The sequence below is a fragment of the Pseudomonas putida S13.1.2 genome (assembly GCF_000498395.2).
Taxonomy (GTDB): domain Bacteria; phylum Pseudomonadota; class Gammaproteobacteria; order Pseudomonadales; family Pseudomonadaceae; genus Aquipseudomonas; species Aquipseudomonas putida_Q.
Genome location: NZ_CP010979.1, coordinates 1,237,845 through 1,256,265, shown reverse-complemented (window position 1 = coordinate 1,256,265; position 18,421 = coordinate 1,237,845). Strand labels below are relative to the sequence as shown.

Below are 18,421 nucleotides of genomic sequence, written 5' to 3'. Positions count from 1 at the left end.
AAAGGGGACAGCCTCATGCACGATTTTCTCGCGCAGCCAGGCTCACCCAGTAACGCGTGCGTGCCTGCACCTGCAAAGGCAGGCTGGCGGCAAGCAAGGCCAGCACCCGATCAGTATCGTCAAGGCGGAAAGTGCCGGTGACCCTGAGCTGTTCCAGTTCCTGGGACCAGTGCAGCACGCCGGGGCGGTACCGTCGCAGTTCATGCAACAGCTCGCCCAAGGGGCGGTCATCCAGGCGCAGCACGCCTTCGCGCCAGCCCAGCAGCCATTCGTCCAGGGCCGTAACCGGGCCGACGCCAGCCACCTGCAAGCTGGCCTGCTGACCGGCCTGCAGCACCTGGGCCGCGCCACGCAGTGGCTGCAGGCTGGCCAGCCCCTTGACCACTGAAACCCGGCAGGCCTCATCGACCAGGCGCAAGCACACTTCACCTGCATTGAAGTCGCCCGCGCTGAGTGCAACCTGCCCGTAAGGCACCTGCACGGCCAGGCTCAGGCTATCGGGTACCCTGAGCGCCACTTCGCCGCGCAACAGCGTCAGGCGGCGCGCGCGCAGGTCGATATCCACCGCACTGTCGGTGTTCAGCTGTACAAAGGTGCCATCGCTCAGCAGCACCTGCCGGCGCTCCCCTATCCCTGTGCGCATGTCGGCCGTCCAGGCCTCCAGCGGCAGCTCCCGGCTTGCCAGCCAGGCGGCCGGTAGCAGCGCCGCTACACCCAGGGCTTGCTTGAGCAGCGCGCGGCGGCCGGCGTCCGGGCGGTCCAGGGTGGCCATGGCCAACGCCCCGGGCAACCCGGAAAATCGCTCGCGCAGCAACGATGCCTTCTGCCAGGCGTCTTCATGCAGGCTGCTACTCGCCCGCCACTGTGCCAGGCGCAGCAAGTCGGCCTCGCTGGCGTTGCCAGAATCCAGCAACGCCAGCCAGCGGGCGGCAGCACGCACCGCTTCGCGGACTTCGGGGGAGTGCGTGGTCATTGCAACTCGGCCAGCAGGCAATGTTCGTAAGCCTGCGCCATGTAGCGCTTGACGGAGCGCTCGCAAACGCCCAGCCGCTTGCCTATTTCGGCATAACCCAGACCTTCGAGCTGGCTCCAGAGAAAGGCCTTGCGCACCGGTGCCTTGAGGCCATCGAGCAGCTCGTCCAGGGCTTGCAGGGTTTCCAGTAACAGCCAGCGCTGCTCTGGCGAGGGTACGTGCTGCTCGGGCAAATGCGCCAAGGCATCAAGGTAGGCCTGTTCCAGGCTGCGCCGCTGGTGGAAGTTGCTCAACAGCCGCTTGCCCACCGTCAGCAGGTAGGCGCGTGGCTCACGAATGTCTGCCAACGGCTGGGCACTGGCCAGCACCCGCAGAAAGGTTTCCTGGCTAAGGTCAGCGGCATCCCAGGCATTGCCCAGGCGCCGACGTAACCAGGTTTCAAGCCAGCTGCGATGCGCCCGGTACAGGGCAGGCAGGCTAGGCTCCGGTGGCGGCGCGACGTCGATCATGGGGATGGCCCTGCGGCGGCGTAAATAGGATTAATTCTAATTTACGTTACGCCGCAGCACCAAGCGGTTTGTTACCGGTCAGGCAATCGCCGCATCCACCAGCACCTGCGCTTCCTGTACCAGGCGCTGCAAGTGCGCCTCGTCGATGAAGCTTTCGGCGTAGATCTTGTAGATGTCCTCGGTGCCCGACGGCCGCGCGGCGAACCAGCCGTTGGCAGTCATCACCTTCAGCCCGCCAATCGCCTGGCCATTGCCTGGTGCGTGGCTGAGGATCTGCACAATCGGCTCGCCGGCCAGTTCGGTCGACTTGACCTGCTCCGGCGCCAGCTTGCTCAGCAACGCCTTCTGCCGCGCATCGGCCTTGGCCTCGACGCGGGTGGCGAACGGCTTGCCCAGCGCGTCAGTCAGGTCGGCATAGGCCTGGCTCGGGTTGCGACCGGTGCGGGCGGTCATTTCGGCGGCCAGCAAGGCCGGGATCAGCCCGTCCTTGTCGGTCGCCCAGACCGAACCATCACGGCGCAGGAACGACGCACCGGCACTCTCTTCGCCGCCAAAGCCAAGCGAGCCGTCGAACAACCCCTGGGCAAAGTACTTGAAGCCCACCGGCACTTCGTACAGCTCACGGCCCAGGCGCTGGGTGACGCGGTCGATCAGGCCGCTGGACACCACGGTCTTGCCCACGGCGGCGTCGGTGCGCCATTGCGGGCGGTGGCGGAACAGGTAGTCGATGGCGACGGCCAGGTAGTTGTTCGGCGCCAGCAGGCCGTCCGAGGTGACGATGCCGTGGCGGTCGTGGTCCGGGTCGCAGGCAAAGGCCACGTCGAAGCGATCGCGCAGGCCGATCAGGCCCTGCATGGCGTATGGCGAGGAAGGGTCCATGCGGATCTGGCCGTCCCAGTCGACGGTCATGAAGCGGAAGGTCGGGTCCACCTCGGTGTTCACTACTTCCAGGTCCAGCTTGTAGTGTTCGGCAATGGCCGACCAGTAGCGCACCCCTGCCCCGCCCAACGGGTCGACGCCCAGGCGCAGCTTGGCGCTGCGGATCACGTCGAAGTCGATGACGTTTTCCAGGTCCGCCACGTAGCTGCTCACGTAGTCGTGGCGCTGGGTGGTCGGGGCCTTCAGCGCCTGGGCATGGTCCATGCGCTTGACGCCCGCCAGGTTCGCTGCCAGCAACTCGTTGGCCTTGGCCTCGACCCATTTGGTCACGTCGCTGTCGGCTGGGCCGCCATTGGGCGGGTTGTACTTGAAGCCACCGCTTTGCGGCGGGTTGTGTGAAGGGGTAATGACGATGCCGTCGGCCAGGCCCTGCTGGCGGCCACGGTTATGGCAGAGGATGGCGTGGGACACGGCCGGCGTGGGCGTGTATTCGTCGTCCTTGGACAGCATCACCTGCACGCCATTGGCAGCCAGCACTTCCAGCGCGCTGGCAGTGGCCGGTGCCGACAGCGCGTGGGTATCGGCGCCGATGAACAGCGGGCCATCGATGCCCTTTTCCTGGCGGTACAGGCAGATGGCCTGGGTGATGGCCAGCACGTGGTATTCGTTGAAACTCAATTCAAGCGAAGTGCCCCGGTGCCCCGAGGTGCCGAAGGCCACCCGCTGGGCCGCCACGGCAGCGTCGGGGCGGCCGGTGTAGTAGGCGGTGAGCAGTCGGGGAATATCGACCAGCACGCTGGCCGGAGCCGGCTTGCCTGCCAAAGGACTGAGCGTCATGCAAAAACCTCGAGTTCAACGGATGTTGGTGTTTGAGCATGCAGTGTACTGAGAGTTGCAATGCCGTGCGATGGGCGACATCAAAGAAAACAGCAGCCGACGCGCCCCACAAAGACCGTGTAAACCAGTACCCCTGCCGCAACCGTCTAGAGTAGTAGCCAAACCCCAGTAAATGAGGCCCCATGGCTTTCCACCGCCTGACCCGAACCCACCCCCGCCTGAGCCTCTCCGCCGCAGTCGGCCTTGTCGGCGCCTGGCTGATCCCCGCCAGTGACACCATGCAGCACATCCTCGCCGGCTGGAACCTTGGCGTATGGCTGTACCTGCTGCTGGTGCTGCACCTCACCTGGGGCGCCAGCCCCGAAAAGGTCCGCAAGGTTGCCCGCGTCGAAGACGAAAACGCCGGCATGGTCCTGCTCACCGTGTGCATCGCGGCCATCGCCAGCCTCGCTGCAGTCACCCTGCAACTGGTGTCCAGCAAAGGCCTGCAGGGCACGGCACTGGCGCTGCATTATCTCTACACCGGCCTGACAGTGGCCGGCTCCTGGCTGCTGATCGGTTGCATCTTCAGCCTGCATTACGCCCGCCTGTTCTATACCGGACGCAACCATGAACCACCGTTACGTTTCGCCGACGGCGAGCGCAACCCGGACTATTGGGACTTTCACTACTTCTCGTTCACCATCAGCGTGGCCGTGCAAACCTCCGACGTAGGCGTTGCCGGCAAGCAACTGCGGCGGGTAGTGCTGGCACATTCGTTGGTGGGTTTCGTGTTCAATACTGCAATCCTGGGGTTCACCATCAACATCGCGGCCGGGCTGCTGGGGTGAGCCTGCCGCTCGTCCGAAAAATGTTTCGCCGATAACCCGTTAAAACGCTCGGATTGAAGCGGAAAACCGGCGCTATCGCGTAAGGTAAACGTTTGCCTGAAGGCAGCCGGCTTATGGGCATGATCAGACGGATGTGACCCAAGTCATGGATTGCTACATTTGTCATGTTTGCAGCCGAGAATCGCCCGTGTCAGGTGCTATGTTTACCTTCCCGGCGGCTGCATCGATGTAGCCACCCGCTCACCACGTCCAGGCACGGACAAGGAGGCTGGCATGAACAAGATGACGTTCCCCAACGCCTGCCAGGTGATGCGCTGGCACTTTCATCCATTGGGCTTCGAAGCCAACATGGATGCGCCGCGCAGCATGGTCGCGCGGCTGTTCGACCGCGCCACCGGCGAAACCCTCATGGCCATCGCCGGCATCCCGTGTTCAGCAATCATGGCCGCAGCCGATGTGGAGCGCATCATCGAAGCCGTCGAAGCGGAAATGGACGCGTTCACACCCGCCCTCTCCTTGCGCCGCGCTGTTTAGCCTGCAACGCTCTTGTCCTGGCGCAAGGCCTGCAACTTGCCCATGAACTGCTCGGCCGGTACCGGCTGCCCCAGCAGGTATCCTTGCAGCGAATCACAGCCCAGTCGGGTCAGGAAGTCCTGCTGCTTGTCGGTTTCCACACCTTCGGCAACGATGCGCAGGCCCAGTGCCTGGCCCAATGCGACGATTGCCGAGACAATCGCTGCATCGTCACTGTCCTGCTCCAGGTCTCGCACGAAGCCACGGTCGATCTTCAGCTCGTTGGCCGGCAGGCGCTTGAGGTACATCAGGCTGGAGTAGCCGGTGCCAAAATCATCGATGGACAGGTCCACGCCCATGTCGGACAGGCGTTGCAGCACGGTCAGGCTGGCATCGGCGTCGTGCATGGCGGTGGTTTCGGTAATTTCCAGGGTCAGGCAATTGGCCGGCAGCCCGTTCTCCTGCAGGGCCCGGGCCACACTTTCGACCAGCCCTGCATGACAGAACTGGATGGCCGACAGGTTCACCGCCATGCGCCAGCCCTCGTGCCCCTCATCCAGCCAATGCCGCATCTGCCGGCAGGCTTCGTCAAGTACCCACTCACCGATCGGTATGATCAGGCCGGTCTTTTCCGCCAGGCCTATGAAGCGGTCGGGCAGCAACAGGCCGTGCTGCGGGTGCTCCCAGCGCAACAAAGCCTCGGCACCAATCGGCAGGCAGGCCTGGGCGTCGAACTTGGGCTGGTAATGCAAGCGGAACTGGCCTTGCTCCAGGGCCTGGCGCAGGTCCTGCAGCAGTTGCAGTTGCTGACGTGCGTTGCTGTTCATCGACACATCAAAGAAGCTGTAGCCGTTCTTGCCCGCGCTCTTGGCGTGGTACATGGCAGCATCGGCATTGCGCAACAACTCGTGCTGGTCCTGGCCGTTGCCGGGGTACAGGACGATGCCCAGGCTCGCCGACAGCTGCAGGTCGTGCTCGGCCACGCGGAATGGCCGCGACACCAGGTTCACCTGCTTGACCGCCACGTCCATGGCATCATCAGGTTCCTGCAGCTCTACCAGTAGCACGAATTCGTCGCCGCCGATGCGCGCCAGGGTGTCCTGGCTGTGCAGGTGGCCGCGCAGGCGCGCCGCCACGGCCTTGAGCAGCAGATCACCAATATGGTGACCAAAGGCATCGTTGACCGGCTTGAAGCCGTCCAGATCGATGAACATCAGGGCAAAACAGCCGCCCTGCTCCGCCACCTTGGCGATGGCCTGCTCGATGCGGTCGGCCAGCAGGGTACGGTTGGGCAGATCGGTAAGGGTGTCGTGCAGGGCCAGCTGGGTCAGTTCCTGGTTGGCCAGTGTCAGCGAACGGGCCAGCTCGGCGGTGCGTGCCTCCAGGCGGGCGTCCAGCACCGAGGTTAGCAAGGCCACCGCCAGCACCGCCAGGGTGGTGATCAGCACCAGATACACCAGGCCGTCGCCCTGCAGCCCGTCGCCCAGCGCACCACAGAAGCTGCCTGCGGGGAAATTCGCCGCCGCCATGCCGGTGTAATGCATGCCAACGATGGCAATGCCCATGACCACCGCGGCCAGACCACGGATCTGCCGCACATACGGGGTGTGCCGGCGCAGGCGGAAGGCAATCCACAACGCCGCCGCCGAGGCGCCCACGGCAATCAGCAGCGAGGCACCGAACAACGTCGGGTCGTAATCGATGCCCGGCAGCATGCGCATTGCGGCCATGCCGGTGTAGTGCATGCAGGCAATGCCGGCGCCCATGATCAGCGCGCCAAAACCCAGTTGCAGGCACGGCAAGCTCGGCTGGCTCACCAGCCACAGGGCAAAACCCGAGGACAGGACGGCGATCAGCAGCGAGAACGCGGTAAGGGCCAGGTCATAGCCCAGGTCGATGGGCAGGCTGAACGCGAGCATGCCGATGAAGTGCATCGACCACACGCCGATGCCCATGGCCAGCGCGCCGCCTCCCATCCACAAGTAGGCAGCGCGGCCCTTGGCCGTGGCGATGCGGCCAGTCAGGTCAAGGGCGGTGTAGGACGCCAGGATCGCCACGCACAGCGAAATCAACACCAGCGAAGAGGAGTAGCTACCGGTCAGCATTGGGAGTTCCAGCGACGGGACGGGGGGCCCGGCAAAAGCTGACGATTGTACTCAAGCTTAGGCGAAACGCACGGGGTTTTTGCGAATGGGAATGGATCCAATAGACGCCACGCCCCAACCTGCACGCGATCTCTGTAGGAGCGGCCTTGTGTCGCGATCGGGCCGCAGAGCGGCCCCAGCAATCTATGTTTTCACACAAAATTGGGGCCGCTTTGCGGCCCGATCGCGACACAAGGCCGCTCCTACAGGGGTACACGTTTATGGGTAAGGTCAGTCCTGCTCGGCAAAGGCTTGTTCTGCATCCCAGCCGCCGCCCAATGCGGCCACCAACTGCACACTGGCCACCAAGCGCCCTTGCAACAGGTTCAGCACGCTGCGCTCGTTGCTCAGTGCCGTGGTCTGCACGTTGACTACGTCCAGGTAGCCGATCAACCCGGCGCGGTACTGGTTCTCGGTCAGGCGCAGCGACTCGCGTGCGGCGTCCAGCGCCTCCTGGCGCACCACCGCTTCATCGCCGTACACCTTCAACTGCACCAGCAGGTTTTCCACTTCCTTGAAGCCGTCCAGCACAGTCTGACGATACTGCGCCACGGTCTGGTCATACACCGCCACCGTGCGGTCCACCTCGGCGCTGCGCTTGCCGGCGTCGAACAGGGTCAGCGCCAGCTGCGGGCCTACCGACCAGTAGCGGTTGGGCAGCTCGATCCAGTTGCTGAAGCTGCTGCTGGAATAACCGCCACTCATGCTCAGGCTGAGGTCGGGGAAGTACGCAGCCCGCGACACGCCAATATTGGCGTTGGCCGCCATCACGTTGCGTTCGGCAGCAGCAATGTCCGGGCGACGTTCCAGCAGTTGCGAAGGCAGCGACACCGGAATTACCGGTAATGCCGGGATAGCCTTGCTGTCAGCCAGGGCAAAGTCGGCCGGGGTCTTGCCCAGCAGCACAGCGATGGCGTTCTCGAACTGCGCACGCTGCCAGATCAGGTCGATCAGGTCAGCCTGGGTGCTTTTGAGCTGGGTGCGTGCCTGGGCCACGGCATCCGGCCCGGAGACACCGGCGCGGTACTGGTTTTCGGTCATTCGCAGCGAGCGCTCATAGGCCGCCACGGTGGCTTCCAGCAAACGTTTCTGCTCATCGATAACACGCAATTGCAGGTAGTTCTGCACCAGCTCCGATTGCTGGCTCAAGCGGATCGAAGCAAGGTCGGCGAAGCTGGCTTCAGCGCTGGCCTCGTTGGCATTCATGGTTTCGCGCAGCTTGCCCCACAGGTCGATTTCCCAACTCACGCCCAACTGCGCGGTGTAGGTGTTGCGAATACCACTGCTGTTGTTGGACAGGCTGGAACTGGAGCTGCCGGTACCCTGCGCCGAGCGGTTCTTGCCAGCGCTCAGGTCCAGGCTGGGAAACAGCGCCGCACGGCTGCTGCGCACCAGCGCCTGAGCCTGGCGGTACTGCGCTTCTGATTGCGCCACGGTCTGGTTGCTGCGATTAAGCTCCTCGACCAGCGCATTGAGCCCTGCATCGCCGTAGATTTCCCACCAGTCGCCGCGGGCGATGGCATCGGACGGCGTGGCCTGGGTCCAGCCTTCAGCGTGTTTGAACTGCGCCGCCGTGCTGTTCAGCTCGGGGCGGTGGTAGTCCGGGCTCAAGGTACAGGCACTGAGCAAGGCCACGCACAACCCGGCGCCGAGCAGGCGCGAGCCACGCCCTCGGGTCAACGCTTGCAGCGCACGGTGAAGTGGGGTCTGGGCAAAAGTCATAGCGGGGTTTCCAGGGCGACGTCGGTGCGCACGCCGCGCCAACGGTTGAAACGGTGGCGCAGGCGGTCCAGGTACAGGTAGACAACCGGCGTCGTATAAAGGGTGAGCACCTGGCTGAACACCAGGCCACCAATGATGGTCAGGCCCAGTGGCTGGCGCATTTCCGCGCCTTCGGCGTGGCTTAGCAGCAGCGGCAAGGCGCCAAGGATGGCTGCAATGGTGGTCATCAGGATCGGTCGCAGCCGCAGCAGGCAGGCCCGGCGGATCGACTCTTCCGGCGACAGGCCCTGGTGACGCTCCAGCTGCAAGGCCAGGTCGATCATCAAGATGGCGTTCTTCTTCACCACACCGATCAGCAGGAACAGCCCCAGCAGCGAGATCAGGCTGAATTCGCCACCGGTGACGTACAACGTCAGCAAGGCACCGACGCCTGCCGAAGGCAGTGTCGACAGAATGGTCAGCGGGTGGATGTAGCTTTCATAAAGAATGCCCAGCACCAGGTACACCAGCAGCAGCGCGCCGAGGATCATGAATGGCTGGCCCTGCTGGGTCTTGGCAAAGGCATCGGCAGTACCGCCGAGCTTGGCAATCACCTCCTCGGGCAAGCCCAGCTTGGCCACCGCGCGCTCCACCGCCGCCATGGCCTGGTCGGGGCTGTAGCCTTCGGCGACGTCGAAGGCGATGTCTTCCGAGGCGAACTGGCCTTCGTGGCTGACCCGGTCGTTGGCCAGGCTGTTCTCGTAGCGGGCAATGGTCGACAGCGGCACGCGGGCGCCGTCAGCGGTGATTACCTGTACTTGCTCAAGGGTGCTCGGGTCCCAGGCGTATTTCGGGTTGATTTCCAGCTCCACCTGGTACTGGTTGAGGCTGTCGTAGATGGTGGAGATCTGCCGCTGGCTGTAGGCGTTGTTCAGTACCGTGGTCACCATGTCCATGTCGATGCCCAGGCGCTTGGCCTGGTCACGGTCGACCACCAGCGTCACCTGCTGGGTACCGGAACCGTCGCGGGCGTCGATGGCGGTCAACTCCGGCAATGCACGCAGCGCCGCGACCACCTTGGGGAACCACTGGCGCAATGCCGCCAGGTCGCCGCTCTGCAGGGTATACAGGTACTGCGACGAGGACTGGTCGCGCCCCCCACCACCCAGTTGCAAGTCCTGGTCGGCCATCAGGAACAGCCGGCCGCCTGGCACTTTGGGCATTTCCTTGCGCAGGCGCTCGATCACCTTCTGCGCATCGATCTTGCGCTCGTTGATCGGCTTGAGGCGCACCAGCACCATGGCATTGTTGGTGCCGCTGTTGCCACCGATGAAACCGGCAACACTCTGCACGGCCGGGTCCGCGAGCAAGGCGCGGCGGTAGATTTCCATTTTCGGTTGCATCACGGTGAACGACAGGCCGTCGTCACCGCGGATAAAGCCCATCAGCTGGCCGGTGTCCTGTTGGGGCATCAGCGTCTTGGGCACCACCACGTACAGGGCGATGTTGATCCCGATGGTCGCCAGCAGGCTGAGCAGGGTCAGGCGCTTGTGGCGCAAGACCCAGCCCAGGCTGCGGTCATAGGCGTTGACCATGCGCTGGTGCACCTTGTCGCTCCAGCGCTGCACGCGGGTCTGCTCGGCCTGGTGTGGTTTGAGCCAGCGGGCGCACAGCATCGGCGTGAGGGTCAGCGATACCACCAGCGACACGATGATCGCCGCCGCCAGTGTGATCGAGAACTCCTGGAACAGGTTGCGCACGATGCCGCCCATGAACAGGATGGAGACGAACACCGCCACCAGCGACACGTTCATCGACAGCAAGGTGAAGCCCACCTCCCTGGCCCCCAGGAAGGCCGCCTTCATCGGCGGCTGGCCGCCCTCGATGTGCCGCGAGATGTTCTCCAGCACAACGATGGCGTCGTCCACCACCAGGCCAGTGGCGAGGATCAACGCCATCAGCGACAGGTTGTTGAGCGAGAAGCCGCACAGGTACATGACCGCAAAAGTACCCACCAGCGAGACTGGCACTGCCAGGCTGGGGATCAGAGAGGCGCGCAGGCTGCCCAGGAACAGGTACACCACCAGGATAACCAGCACCACAGCGATCAGCAGGGTGTGTTCGGCCTCCTTCAGGGTGGCCTTGATCACCGGCGAGCGGTCCATCGCCACGTTCAGCTGCACACTGGCCGGCAGCAACGACTGCAGGGCTGGCAACTGCGCCTTGATCTGGTCGACCGTTTCGATGATGTTGGCACCGGTCTGGCGGTTGACCACCAGCAGCACCGCGCTCTGGTCATTGAAGAAACCGCTGTTGTAGCGGTTCTCCACGCCATCGGTAATGGTAGCCACGTCGGACAGGCGCAGGATGGTGCCGTTCTGCTGGCGAATCACCACCGGCTCGTAATCCTTGGCGCTTTCCAGCTGGTCGTTGGCCCTCACCTGCCAGTTACGCTCGGCATCCTCGACAAAGCCCATGGGCCGGCGCTGGTTGGCGTTAGACACGGCCGTCCGCACATCATCCAGCGACACGCCGTACTGGTTGAGCAATTGCGGCTCGACGGCAATGCGCACCGCCGGCAGCGAACTGCCGCCGATCTGCACCTCCCCTACCCCCGACACCTGGGCCAGGCTCTGCGACAGGATGGTGTCGGCCAAGTCGTACAGCTGGCCTTTCTGCAGCACGTCCGACGTCAGCGACAGCACCATGATCGGTGCTTGCGACGGGTTGATCTTCTTGTAGGTGGGCATGCTGCGCATGCCGCTGGGCAGCAGGTTGCGGGTGGCGTTGATCGCTGCCTGCACCTCGCGCGCCGCGCCGTCGATGTCGCGGCCCATTTCGAAGCCGATGATGACCCGCGTGGAGCCCTGGTTGGAGCTGCTGGTCAGCGTGGTCACGCCAGCGATGCTGCCCAGCTTGCGCTCCAGTGGCGTGGCCACGGTGGAGGCCATGACCTCCGGGCTGGCGCCGGACAAGTTGGCCGACACCACGATTACCGGGAAGTCCATCTGTGGCAGCGGTGCCACGGGCAACAGGCCGAAGCTGACGCCGCCCAGCAGCATGATCGCCAGGCTCAGCAGCATGGTCGCTACCGGGCGACGGATGAAAGGACCGGACAGGTTCATGCCTCGGCCTGCTTCACGTCAGTGGCCGGGCGCCAGCGGCGGGCCAGGCGGTCGAAATACAGGTAGATGACCGGGGTGGTGAACAGCGTCAGCACCTGGCTGACCAGCAACCCGCCGACCATCACCAGGCCCAGCGGCTGGCGCAGCTCGGCGCCGGAGCCGGTGGCGAGCATCAGCGGCACGGCACCAAACAGCGCGGCCAGGGTGGTCATCAGGATCGGCCGAAAGCGCAGCAGCGCCGCCTGGTAAATCGCATCGCGCGGGCTCATGCCCTGGTGGCGCTCGGCCTCAAGGGCAAAGTCGATCATCATGATCGCGTTCTTCTTGACGATGCCGATCAGCAGGATGATGCCGATGATGGCGATCATGCCCAGGTCGTTGCCGCTGATGAGCAAGGCCAGCAAGGCACCCACCGCCGCCGATGGCAGGGTCGAGAGGATGGTCACCGGGTGGATGTAGCTTTCGTACAGCACGCCCAGCACGATGTACATGGTCACCACCGCTGCCAGAATCAGCAGCAAGGTGCTGGACAGCGACGCCTGGAAGGCCTGCGCGGCGCCCTGGAAGCGGGTTTGTACCCCCAGCGGCATGCCGATGTCCTGCTGCACCTGCTCGATCACCTGCACGGCTTCGCCCAACGACGCGCCATGGGCCAGGTTGAACGACAGGGTCACCGCCGGGAACTGGCCGATGTGGGAAATGGCCAGCTGGGCCTGGCGCTGCTCGATGCGCGCCAGCGCCGACAGCCGCACCTGGCCGCCATCGGTGGCCTTGACGTGGATCGACTCCAGCGCCTGCGGGCCGATCACTGAAGCGTCCTTCGACTGCAGCACCACGCGGTACTGGCTGGCCTGGGTGTAGATGGTGGAAATCTGCCGCTGGCCGAAGGCGTCGTACAGGGCGTTGGTGATTTGCGACACGCTGATGCCCAAGCGGCTGGCCATGTCACGGTCGATCACCAGGTACACCTGCAGGCCCTTGTCCTGGAGGTCGCTGGCCACATCAGCCAGTTCTGCGCGTTGCTGCAGCGCCTGCACCAGCTTGCCGCTCCACTGCGCCAGCAGGTCGGCGTCCGGCGATGACAGGCTGAACTGGTACTGGGTACGGCTGACCCGGTCCTCGATGCTCAGGTCCTGCACCGGTTGCATGAACAGGCGGATGCCCACCAGCCGGTCCAGTTGTGGCTGCAGGCGGCTGATGACTTCGCTGGCAGTGACATCGCGCTCGCCGTGAGGCTTGAGGTTGATCAACAAGCGGCCGCTGTTGAGCGTGGCGTTGTCGCCATCGACGCCGATGTAGGACGACAGGCTTTGCACGGCAGGGTCCTGCAGGATCACCTTGCTAAGGGCCTGCTGACGCTCGCTCATGGCGGCGAACGAGGTGGACTGCGGTGCTTCGGAAATGCCCTGGATAACCCCGGTGTCCTGCACCGGGAAAAAGCCCTTGGGCACCACCATGTACAGGAACACGGTCAGCACCAGGCTGGCCACCGCCACCAACAGGGTCAGCGGCTGGTGCTTGAGTACCCACTGCAGGGCGTTGCCGTAGTGTTTGATCAACCAGTCGATCCAGGCGCCGCTGGCGCGGTAGAAGCGGCCTTGGTCTTCTTCCTTGGGCTCGCGCTTGAGCAAGCGGGCACACATCATCGGCGTCAGGGTCAGCGACACCACCAGGGAAATCAGGATGGCCACCGCCAGGGTGATGGCGAACTCGCGGAACAGGCGGCCGACCACGTCAGCCATGAACAGCAGCGGGATCAATACCGCAATCAGCGAGAAGGTCAGCGAAATCAGGGTGAAGCCGATCTGCCGGGCGCCCTTGAGCGCCGCCTGCATGGGCGTCTCGCCCTCTTCGATGTGCCGGGAGATGTTCTCCAGCATGACAATGGCGTCGTCGACCACAAAACCAGTGGCAATGGTCAGCGCCATCAACGTCAGGTTGTTCACCGAGAAACCGGCCAGGTACATCACGCCGAAGGTGCCGATCAGTGACAGTGGCACGGCAATCGACGGAATGAGGGTGGCGCTGAAACGGCGCAGGAAGACGAAGGTAACCATTACCACCAGGACGATGGCGATCAGCAGTTCATGCTGTACGTCCTTGACTGCGGCGCGAATGGTTTGGGTGCGGTCGGTCAGCACCGACACATCGAGGCCGGCCGGCAGGTTGTCGGTGATCGACGGCAACAGCTCCTTGATGCGGTCGACCACTTCGATGACGTTGGCGCCAGGCTGGCGCTGGATGTTCAGCAGCACCGCGTGGTTTTCGTTGGCCCAGGCGGCCAGGCGCTCGTTTTCTGCGCCATCGACGATTTCGGCCACATCTTTCAGGCGCAGCGGTGCACCGTTGTTGTAGGCCAGGATCAGGTTGGCGTATTCCTCGGGGGAACGCAGCTGGTCATTGGCATCGAGCATCGAAACCCGGGTGGGGCCATCGAAGTTGCCCTTGGGCTGGTTCACGTTCGAGGCGCCGATCAGCGTGCGCACGTCATCCAGGTTCAGGCCGTTGGCCGCCAGGGCGTCGACGTTGACCTTGATGCGTACCGCCTGGCGCTGGCCGCCGGCAATGCTGACCATGCCCACGCCGCTAATCTGTGCAAGCTTTTGCGCCACGCGCGTATCGACCAGGTCGTTGAGCTTGGGCAACGGCATGGTCTTGGACGAAATGGCCAGGGTCAGCACCGGGGTGTCGGCCGGGTTGACCTTGTTGTACACCGGCGGCGCAGGCAGGTCGCTGGGCAGCAAGTTGCTGGCAGCGTTGATCGCAGCCTGCACCTGCTGCTCGGCAACGTCCATGTTCATGTCGAGGTTGAAGCGCAGGGTCAGCACCGAGGCACCACCGGAACTGGTCGAAGCCATTTGCTCCAGGCCGGGCATCTGGCCGAACTGGCGCTCCAGGGGTGCGGTGACAGCGCTGGTCATGACCTCCGGGCTAGCGCCGGGGTACAGGGTCATGACGCGGATGGTTGGGTAATCTACCTGCGGTAGAGCGGAGACCGGCAGCAGCTTGTAAGCGATCAGGCCGGCCAGGACGATGGCCAGCATGCTCAGCGTGGTAGCGACCGGCCGCAGGATGAACAGGCGCGAGAGGTTCATGCGCCCGCCTTGCCCGCTGCGTTGCCAGGTTGTGCTTCACCGGTGTGCGCCGCCCCCTTGGCGTCCTGCCCTTGCAGGTGCTGGCCAGGCGTGGTCGGCACTTGCGAGCTGTCTTCGACCACTTCCACCTTGGTGCCTTCGCGCAGGCGGTCGGTGCCTTCCAGCACCAGGCGGTCCCCGGCCTTCAGGCCTTCGAGGATGACGCTGTTCTCGCCATCGCTGGCGCCAACCTTGAGCTTGCGAACGTTCACCGTGTTTTCGGCGTTAACCACATAGGCAAAGGTACCGTCATTGCCAAACTGGATGGCCGCTGCCGGGGCCATGACCACCTGCTTGAGGGTATCGGCCAGCAGGCGCACGTTGACAAACTGGTTGGGGAACAGGGCCAGGTCCTTGTTCTCGAAGCGGCCCTTGAACTTGAGCGTACCGGTGGTGGTGTCGATCTGGTTGTCGATACTGCCCAGCACGCCGGTGGACTGCAGCTTGCTGTCACTGCGGTCCCATGCCTCGACCGGCAGGCTGGCGCCGCTGCGGTAGCGTTCCAGCACGGTGCTCAGTTCGGTCTCCGGCAGGGTGAAGGCGACGTTGATCGGCTCGGTCTGGGTAATCACCACCAGTGCCGTGGTGTCGTTGGCGGCAACGAGGTTGCCCAGGTCGAGCTGGCGCAGGCCCACGCGGCCGTTGATCGGCGCACGGATCTGGGTGAAGTCGAGGTTCAGGCGGGCGTCGTTGACCTGTGCCTGGTTGGTCTTGACCAGACCCTGGAACTGCGCCACCTGCGCTTCGGCGGTATCGAGGGTTTGCTTGGCAATACTGTCTTCGGCGTAGAGCCCTTTATAGCGGGCTACATCCACCTGGGCGTTTTTCAGCTGCGCCTGGTTTTGCGCCAGCGTACCTTCAGCCTGCTGCAAGGCGATACGGTACGAGCGTGGGTCGATTTCGGCGAGCAGGTCGCCGGCCTTGACCTGCTGGCCTTCCTTGAAGTGAATCTTTACCAGTTCGCCAGCGACGCGGCTGCGAACATTGACCGTGTTGGTGGCGGTGACCGTGCCCAGGGCCTTGTAATACAGGGGGAAGTCGCCCACGCGTACCGGTTCGACGCGCACCGGCACCGCTTCGCTGGAGCCGCCGAAGCCCGGGCGGCCGCCCATCATGCCCATGCCCTTGCCGCCGCGCCCGCCGCCGGCTTCTTTATGCGCAGGCGTTGCTGCAGGCCACAGCCACCAGGCCAGTGCAGCCACCAGCAGCAGGATCAGCAGGCCGACGAGCCAGCGACGGGGGGAACGGGAATTGGACACTTGCATGGGTTGAACGAACCTTGTTCGGAATGGCGGCTTGGGGAGGGTGAACGATAAGCAATGGCATCGTTTTAGCAAAGGGCCTTTACCAGAGGTTTACCTTTGGCTGACGTTGCCAAGACGCTGAACTTTAAATGAAAACGGCCCGGAAAGCGTTCCGGGCCGTTACAGGGTGTTGCTTGGAGCGGTGGCGGGCTGAAAGGTTTCGGTTGCTTGAGCTGGCCCTTTCGCGGGTGAACCCGCTCCCACAGGTACCGCACAGATTTCAAAAGCTGTGCTTTACCTGTGGGAGCGGGTTCACCCGCGAAGAGGCCAACACAGGACTCAGCCGCCCTGCCCCACAACCCTTACTTCAGTACTGCCAGCGCTGCATCGTAGTTCGGCTCGTCAGCGATTTCGCCAACCAGCTCGCTGTGCAGCACGTTGTCGTTTTCATCCAGCACCACCACGGCGCGGGCAGCCAGGCCGGCCAGCGGGCCGTCGGCGATGGCGACGCCGTAGTTTTCGAGGAACTCGCGGCCACGCAGGGTCGACAGGTTCTTCACGTTTTCCAGGCCTTCGGCACCGCAGAAGCGTGCTTGGGCAAACGGCAGGTCGGCGGAGATGCACAGCACCACGGTGTTGGCCACATCGTTGGCCTGGGCGTTGAACTTGCGCACGGAGGTGGCGCAGGTTGGGGTGTCAACGCTTGGGAAGATGTTCAGCACCTTGCGCTTGCCGGCGTAGTCCTTCAGCGACTTGTCAGCCAGGCCTTCACCGACCAGGGAGAATGCCGGAGCCTGGGCGCCGATTTTCGGCAGTTCGCCGTTGACCTGAACCGGGCCGCCTTTGAGAGTCACTTGAGCCATGACGAAATCCTTATGCTGGGTTTGAAAAGGACACTGAGTTAAGCATGAAGGCGGCCGGGTGCCTATGGGGGCAGGTGAAATTGTTCTATTGCCGGACAATTTTTGTGGACAAAAAAATGCCCAGGTTGCGACAAGCGACCCGGGCATTCTTTATTTCAGGCAGCGAATCAGCCCAGCAGGCCGTACACCACCGAGGTCAACGCAACCAGGCCGACCACTACAACGAACACGTTGGAGGCTGCACCGCTGTACTTGCGCATCGACGGTACACGGTGGATGGCGTACATCGGCATCAGGAACAGCAGCACCGCAAGGATCGGGCCGCCAAGCGATTCGATCATGCCGAGGATGCTCGGGTTGAGGGTGGCAACGATCCAGCACACCACCAGCATCAACGCGGCTACAACGCGGTCCAGGGTCTTGGCACCCGGTCGTGCACCGGTCTTGGCGATAATACCTTTCAGGCCTTCGCTAGCACCGATGTAATGGCCCAGGAACGACTTGGCGATGGCCACGAAGGCGATCAGCGGCGCAGCGAACGCGATGGTCGGGTTGCTGAAGTGGTTGGCCAGGTACGACAGGATCGACAGGTTCTGTGCCTTGGCTTCGGCCAGTTGGGCGCTGCTCAGGGTGAGCACGCAACTGAACACGAAGAACAGCACCATCACCACCATCAGCAGGTGGGCGCGGCGCAGGATCTGGCCGCTGCGCTCGTCAGCATGCTCGCCGTAGCGGCGCTTCTGGTCGACGGCGAAGGCCGAAATGATCGGCGAGTGGTTGAACGAGAACACCATCACCGGAATAGCCAGCCACAGGGTATGCAGGAAGGCCGAGGCCGGCGGCACCTGTGTGGCGCTGTCGAGGATGCCACCGGTCCAGTGTGGCACCAGGTACAGGCCCAGCAGCGCCAGGGCGACGATGAACGGGTACACCAGCAGGCTCATGACCTTGACCGTGGCCTGCTCGCCGCAGCGCACGATGGCCAGCAGGCCGAGGATCAGCACAAACGACAGGATGGCCCGCGGTGGCGGCGCCATGTGCAGCTGGTGCTCCATGAAGCTGGACACGGTGTTGGTCAGCGCCACGCTATAGATAAGCAGGATGGGGAAGATCGCGAAGAAGTACAGCACGGTGATCGCGGCACCGGCGTTGCTGCCGAAGTGCTCTTTGACCACTTCGGTGATGTCGCCACCATTGCGCCCGGAGAGCACGAAGCGGGTCAACCCGCGGTGGGCGAAGTAGGTCATTGGGAAGGCCAGTACAGCCAGGATCAGCAGCGGCCAGAAACCGCCAAGGCCGGCGTTGATCGGCAGGAACAGGGTTCCGGCGCCAATGGCTGTGCCGAACAGGCCCAGCATCCAGGTGGTGTCGTGACGCGCCCAGCTGCCGAGGGTGGCGGGGGTCGATTCTGCAAAGCGTTGTTCAACGCTTGGGGCCTGCTCATTCATTCCGGGTGAAGCTCCACTCGCAAGACTGCAACAGGCTGAGAATGGCGAAACAGTGCCTTCGCCCAACTCAACCGGAAAAGAGGGGCGCGATTGTGCACCGAAAGGTTGCACTTGCGAAGCCCTTTTCCGAGGGGCGGTTGCACTTGTCATGACAAGGGTGGCACCGACGAGCCATCGGGACGAAATGCCTGTCCCATTTGCAGTGGCGCTCATAACGTTTA

At 63.7% G+C, this 18,421-nt stretch carries 12 protein-coding genes; 2 read left to right on the top strand and 10 right to left on the bottom strand.

Features of this window, described 5'->3' with window-relative positions; translation table 11 throughout:
• Window positions 1–13 precede the first annotated feature (13 nt).
• The 3 genes from N805_RS05675 to pgm form a co-directional block, all read right to left on the bottom strand.
• The gene (locus N805_RS05675) at window positions 14–973 is read right to left on the bottom strand and encodes a FecR domain-containing protein (RefSeq protein ID WP_028613083.1); all 960 of its coding nucleotides are present in this window, start codon (window positions 971–973) and stop codon (window positions 14–16) included.
• Entirely contained in the window at window positions 970–1,482 is a 513-nt protein-coding gene (locus N805_RS05670) for a sigma-70 family RNA polymerase sigma factor (RefSeq protein ID WP_028613084.1), read from the bottom strand. Before N805_RS05670 ends, N805_RS05675 begins: the two co-directional genes overlap by 4 nt.
• 78 nt (window positions 1,483–1,560) lie before the next feature.
• Entirely contained in the window at window positions 1,561–3,198 is a 1,638-nt protein-coding gene (pgm, locus tag N805_RS05665) for a phosphoglucomutase (alpha-D-glucose-1,6-bisphosphate-dependent) (RefSeq protein WP_028613085.1), read from the bottom strand.
• Window positions 3,199–3,380: 182 nt separating this feature from the next.
• Here pgm and N805_RS05660 point away from each other — a divergent pair, with 182 nt between their 5' ends.
• Both N805_RS05660 and N805_RS05655 read left to right on the top strand, forming a co-directional pair.
• Window positions 3,381–4,028 (top strand): DUF1345 domain-containing protein, encoded by a 648-nt coding sequence (locus tag N805_RS05660; RefSeq protein ID WP_028613086.1) that lies wholly within the window; start codon window positions 3,381–3,383, stop codon window positions 4,026–4,028.
• Between the two features lie 273 nt (window positions 4,029–4,301).
• Entirely contained in the window at window positions 4,302–4,562 is a 261-nt protein-coding gene (locus tag N805_RS05655; protein WP_028613087.1) for a DUF1652 domain-containing protein, read from the top strand.
• Here N805_RS05655 and N805_RS05650 read toward each other — a convergent pair.
• The 7 genes from N805_RS05650 to N805_RS05620 form a co-directional block, all read right to left on the bottom strand.
• Window positions 4,559–6,646, bottom strand: coding sequence for a putative bifunctional diguanylate cyclase/phosphodiesterase (locus N805_RS05650; RefSeq protein ID WP_028613088.1), 2,088 nt, complete (start codon window positions 6,644–6,646; stop codon window positions 4,559–4,561). The genes N805_RS05655 and N805_RS05650 overlap by 4 nt on opposite strands.
• 270 nt (window positions 6,647–6,916) lie before the next feature.
• Window positions 6,917–8,407, bottom strand: a complete 1,491-nt coding sequence (locus N805_RS05645) for an efflux transporter outer membrane subunit (RefSeq protein ID WP_028613089.1) — start codon at window positions 8,405–8,407, stop codon at window positions 6,917–6,919.
• Complete coding sequence (locus N805_RS05640; RefSeq protein WP_028613090.1) at window positions 8,404–11,511, bottom strand: efflux RND transporter permease subunit; 3,108 nt, start codon at window positions 11,509–11,511, stop codon at window positions 8,404–8,406. Before N805_RS05640 ends, N805_RS05645 begins: the two co-directional genes overlap by 4 nt.
• A complete protein-coding gene (locus tag N805_RS05635) occupies window positions 11,508–14,606 on the bottom strand; it encodes an MdtB/MuxB family multidrug efflux RND transporter permease subunit (protein ID WP_028613091.1) in 3,099 nt (1,032 codons plus the stop codon). Before N805_RS05635 ends, N805_RS05640 begins: the two co-directional genes overlap by 4 nt.
• Window positions 14,603–15,910 carry an MdtA/MuxA family multidrug efflux RND transporter periplasmic adaptor subunit gene (locus N805_RS05630; RefSeq protein WP_028613092.1) on the bottom strand — a complete coding sequence of 436 codons (1,308 nt, stop codon included), beginning with the start codon at window positions 15,908–15,910 and terminating at the stop codon, window positions 14,603–14,605. The genes N805_RS05635 and N805_RS05630 overlap by 4 nt, the downstream gene beginning before the upstream one ends.
• 341 nt (window positions 15,911–16,251) lie before the next feature.
• A complete protein-coding gene (tpx, locus tag N805_RS05625) occupies window positions 16,252–16,752 on the bottom strand; it encodes a thiol peroxidase (RefSeq protein ID WP_016487454.1) in 501 nt (166 codons plus the stop codon).
• A gap of 167 nt (window positions 16,753–16,919) precedes the next feature.
• A complete protein-coding gene (locus N805_RS05620) occupies window positions 16,920–18,200 on the bottom strand; it encodes a serine/threonine transporter (protein ID WP_019473823.1) in 1,281 nt (426 codons plus the stop codon).
• Window positions 18,201–18,421 lie beyond the last annotated feature (221 nt).

Coding starts and splice junctions, on each gene's coding strand:
- N805_RS05675 (WP_028613083.1), bottom strand. CDS start 973: ATGACCACGCACTCCCCCGAAGTCCGCGAAGCGGTGCGTGCTGCCGCC.
- N805_RS05670 (WP_028613084.1), bottom strand. CDS start 1,482: ATGATCGACGTCGCGCCGCCACCGGAGCCTAGCCTGCCTGCCCTGTAC.
- pgm (WP_028613085.1), bottom strand. CDS start 3,198: ATGACGCTCAGTCCTTTGGCAGGCAAGCCGGCTCCGGCCAGCGTGCTG.
- N805_RS05660 (WP_028613086.1), top strand. CDS start 3,381: ATGGCTTTCCACCGCCTGACCCGAACCCACCCCCGCCTGAGCCTCTCC.
- N805_RS05655 (WP_028613087.1), top strand. CDS start 4,302: ATGAACAAGATGACGTTCCCCAACGCCTGCCAGGTGATGCGCTGGCAC.
- N805_RS05650 (WP_028613088.1), bottom strand. CDS start 6,646: ATGCTGACCGGTAGCTACTCCTCTTCGCTGGTGTTGATTTCGCTGTGC.
- N805_RS05645 (WP_028613089.1), bottom strand. CDS start 8,407: ATGACTTTTGCCCAGACCCCACTTCACCGTGCGCTGCAAGCGTTGACC.
- N805_RS05640 (WP_028613090.1), bottom strand. CDS start 11,511: ATGAACCTGTCCGGTCCTTTCATCCGTCGCCCGGTAGCGACCATGCTG.
- N805_RS05635 (WP_028613091.1), bottom strand. CDS start 14,606: ATGAACCTCTCGCGCCTGTTCATCCTGCGGCCGGTCGCTACCACGCTG.
- N805_RS05630 (WP_028613092.1), bottom strand. CDS start 15,910: ATGCAAGTGTCCAATTCCCGTTCCCCCCGTCGCTGGCTCGTCGGCCTG.
- tpx (WP_016487454.1), bottom strand. CDS start 16,752: ATGGCTCAAGTGACTCTCAAAGGCGGCCCGGTTCAGGTCAACGGCGAA.
- N805_RS05620 (WP_019473823.1), bottom strand. CDS start 18,200: ATGAATGAGCAGGCCCCAAGCGTTGAACAACGCTTTGCAGAATCGACC.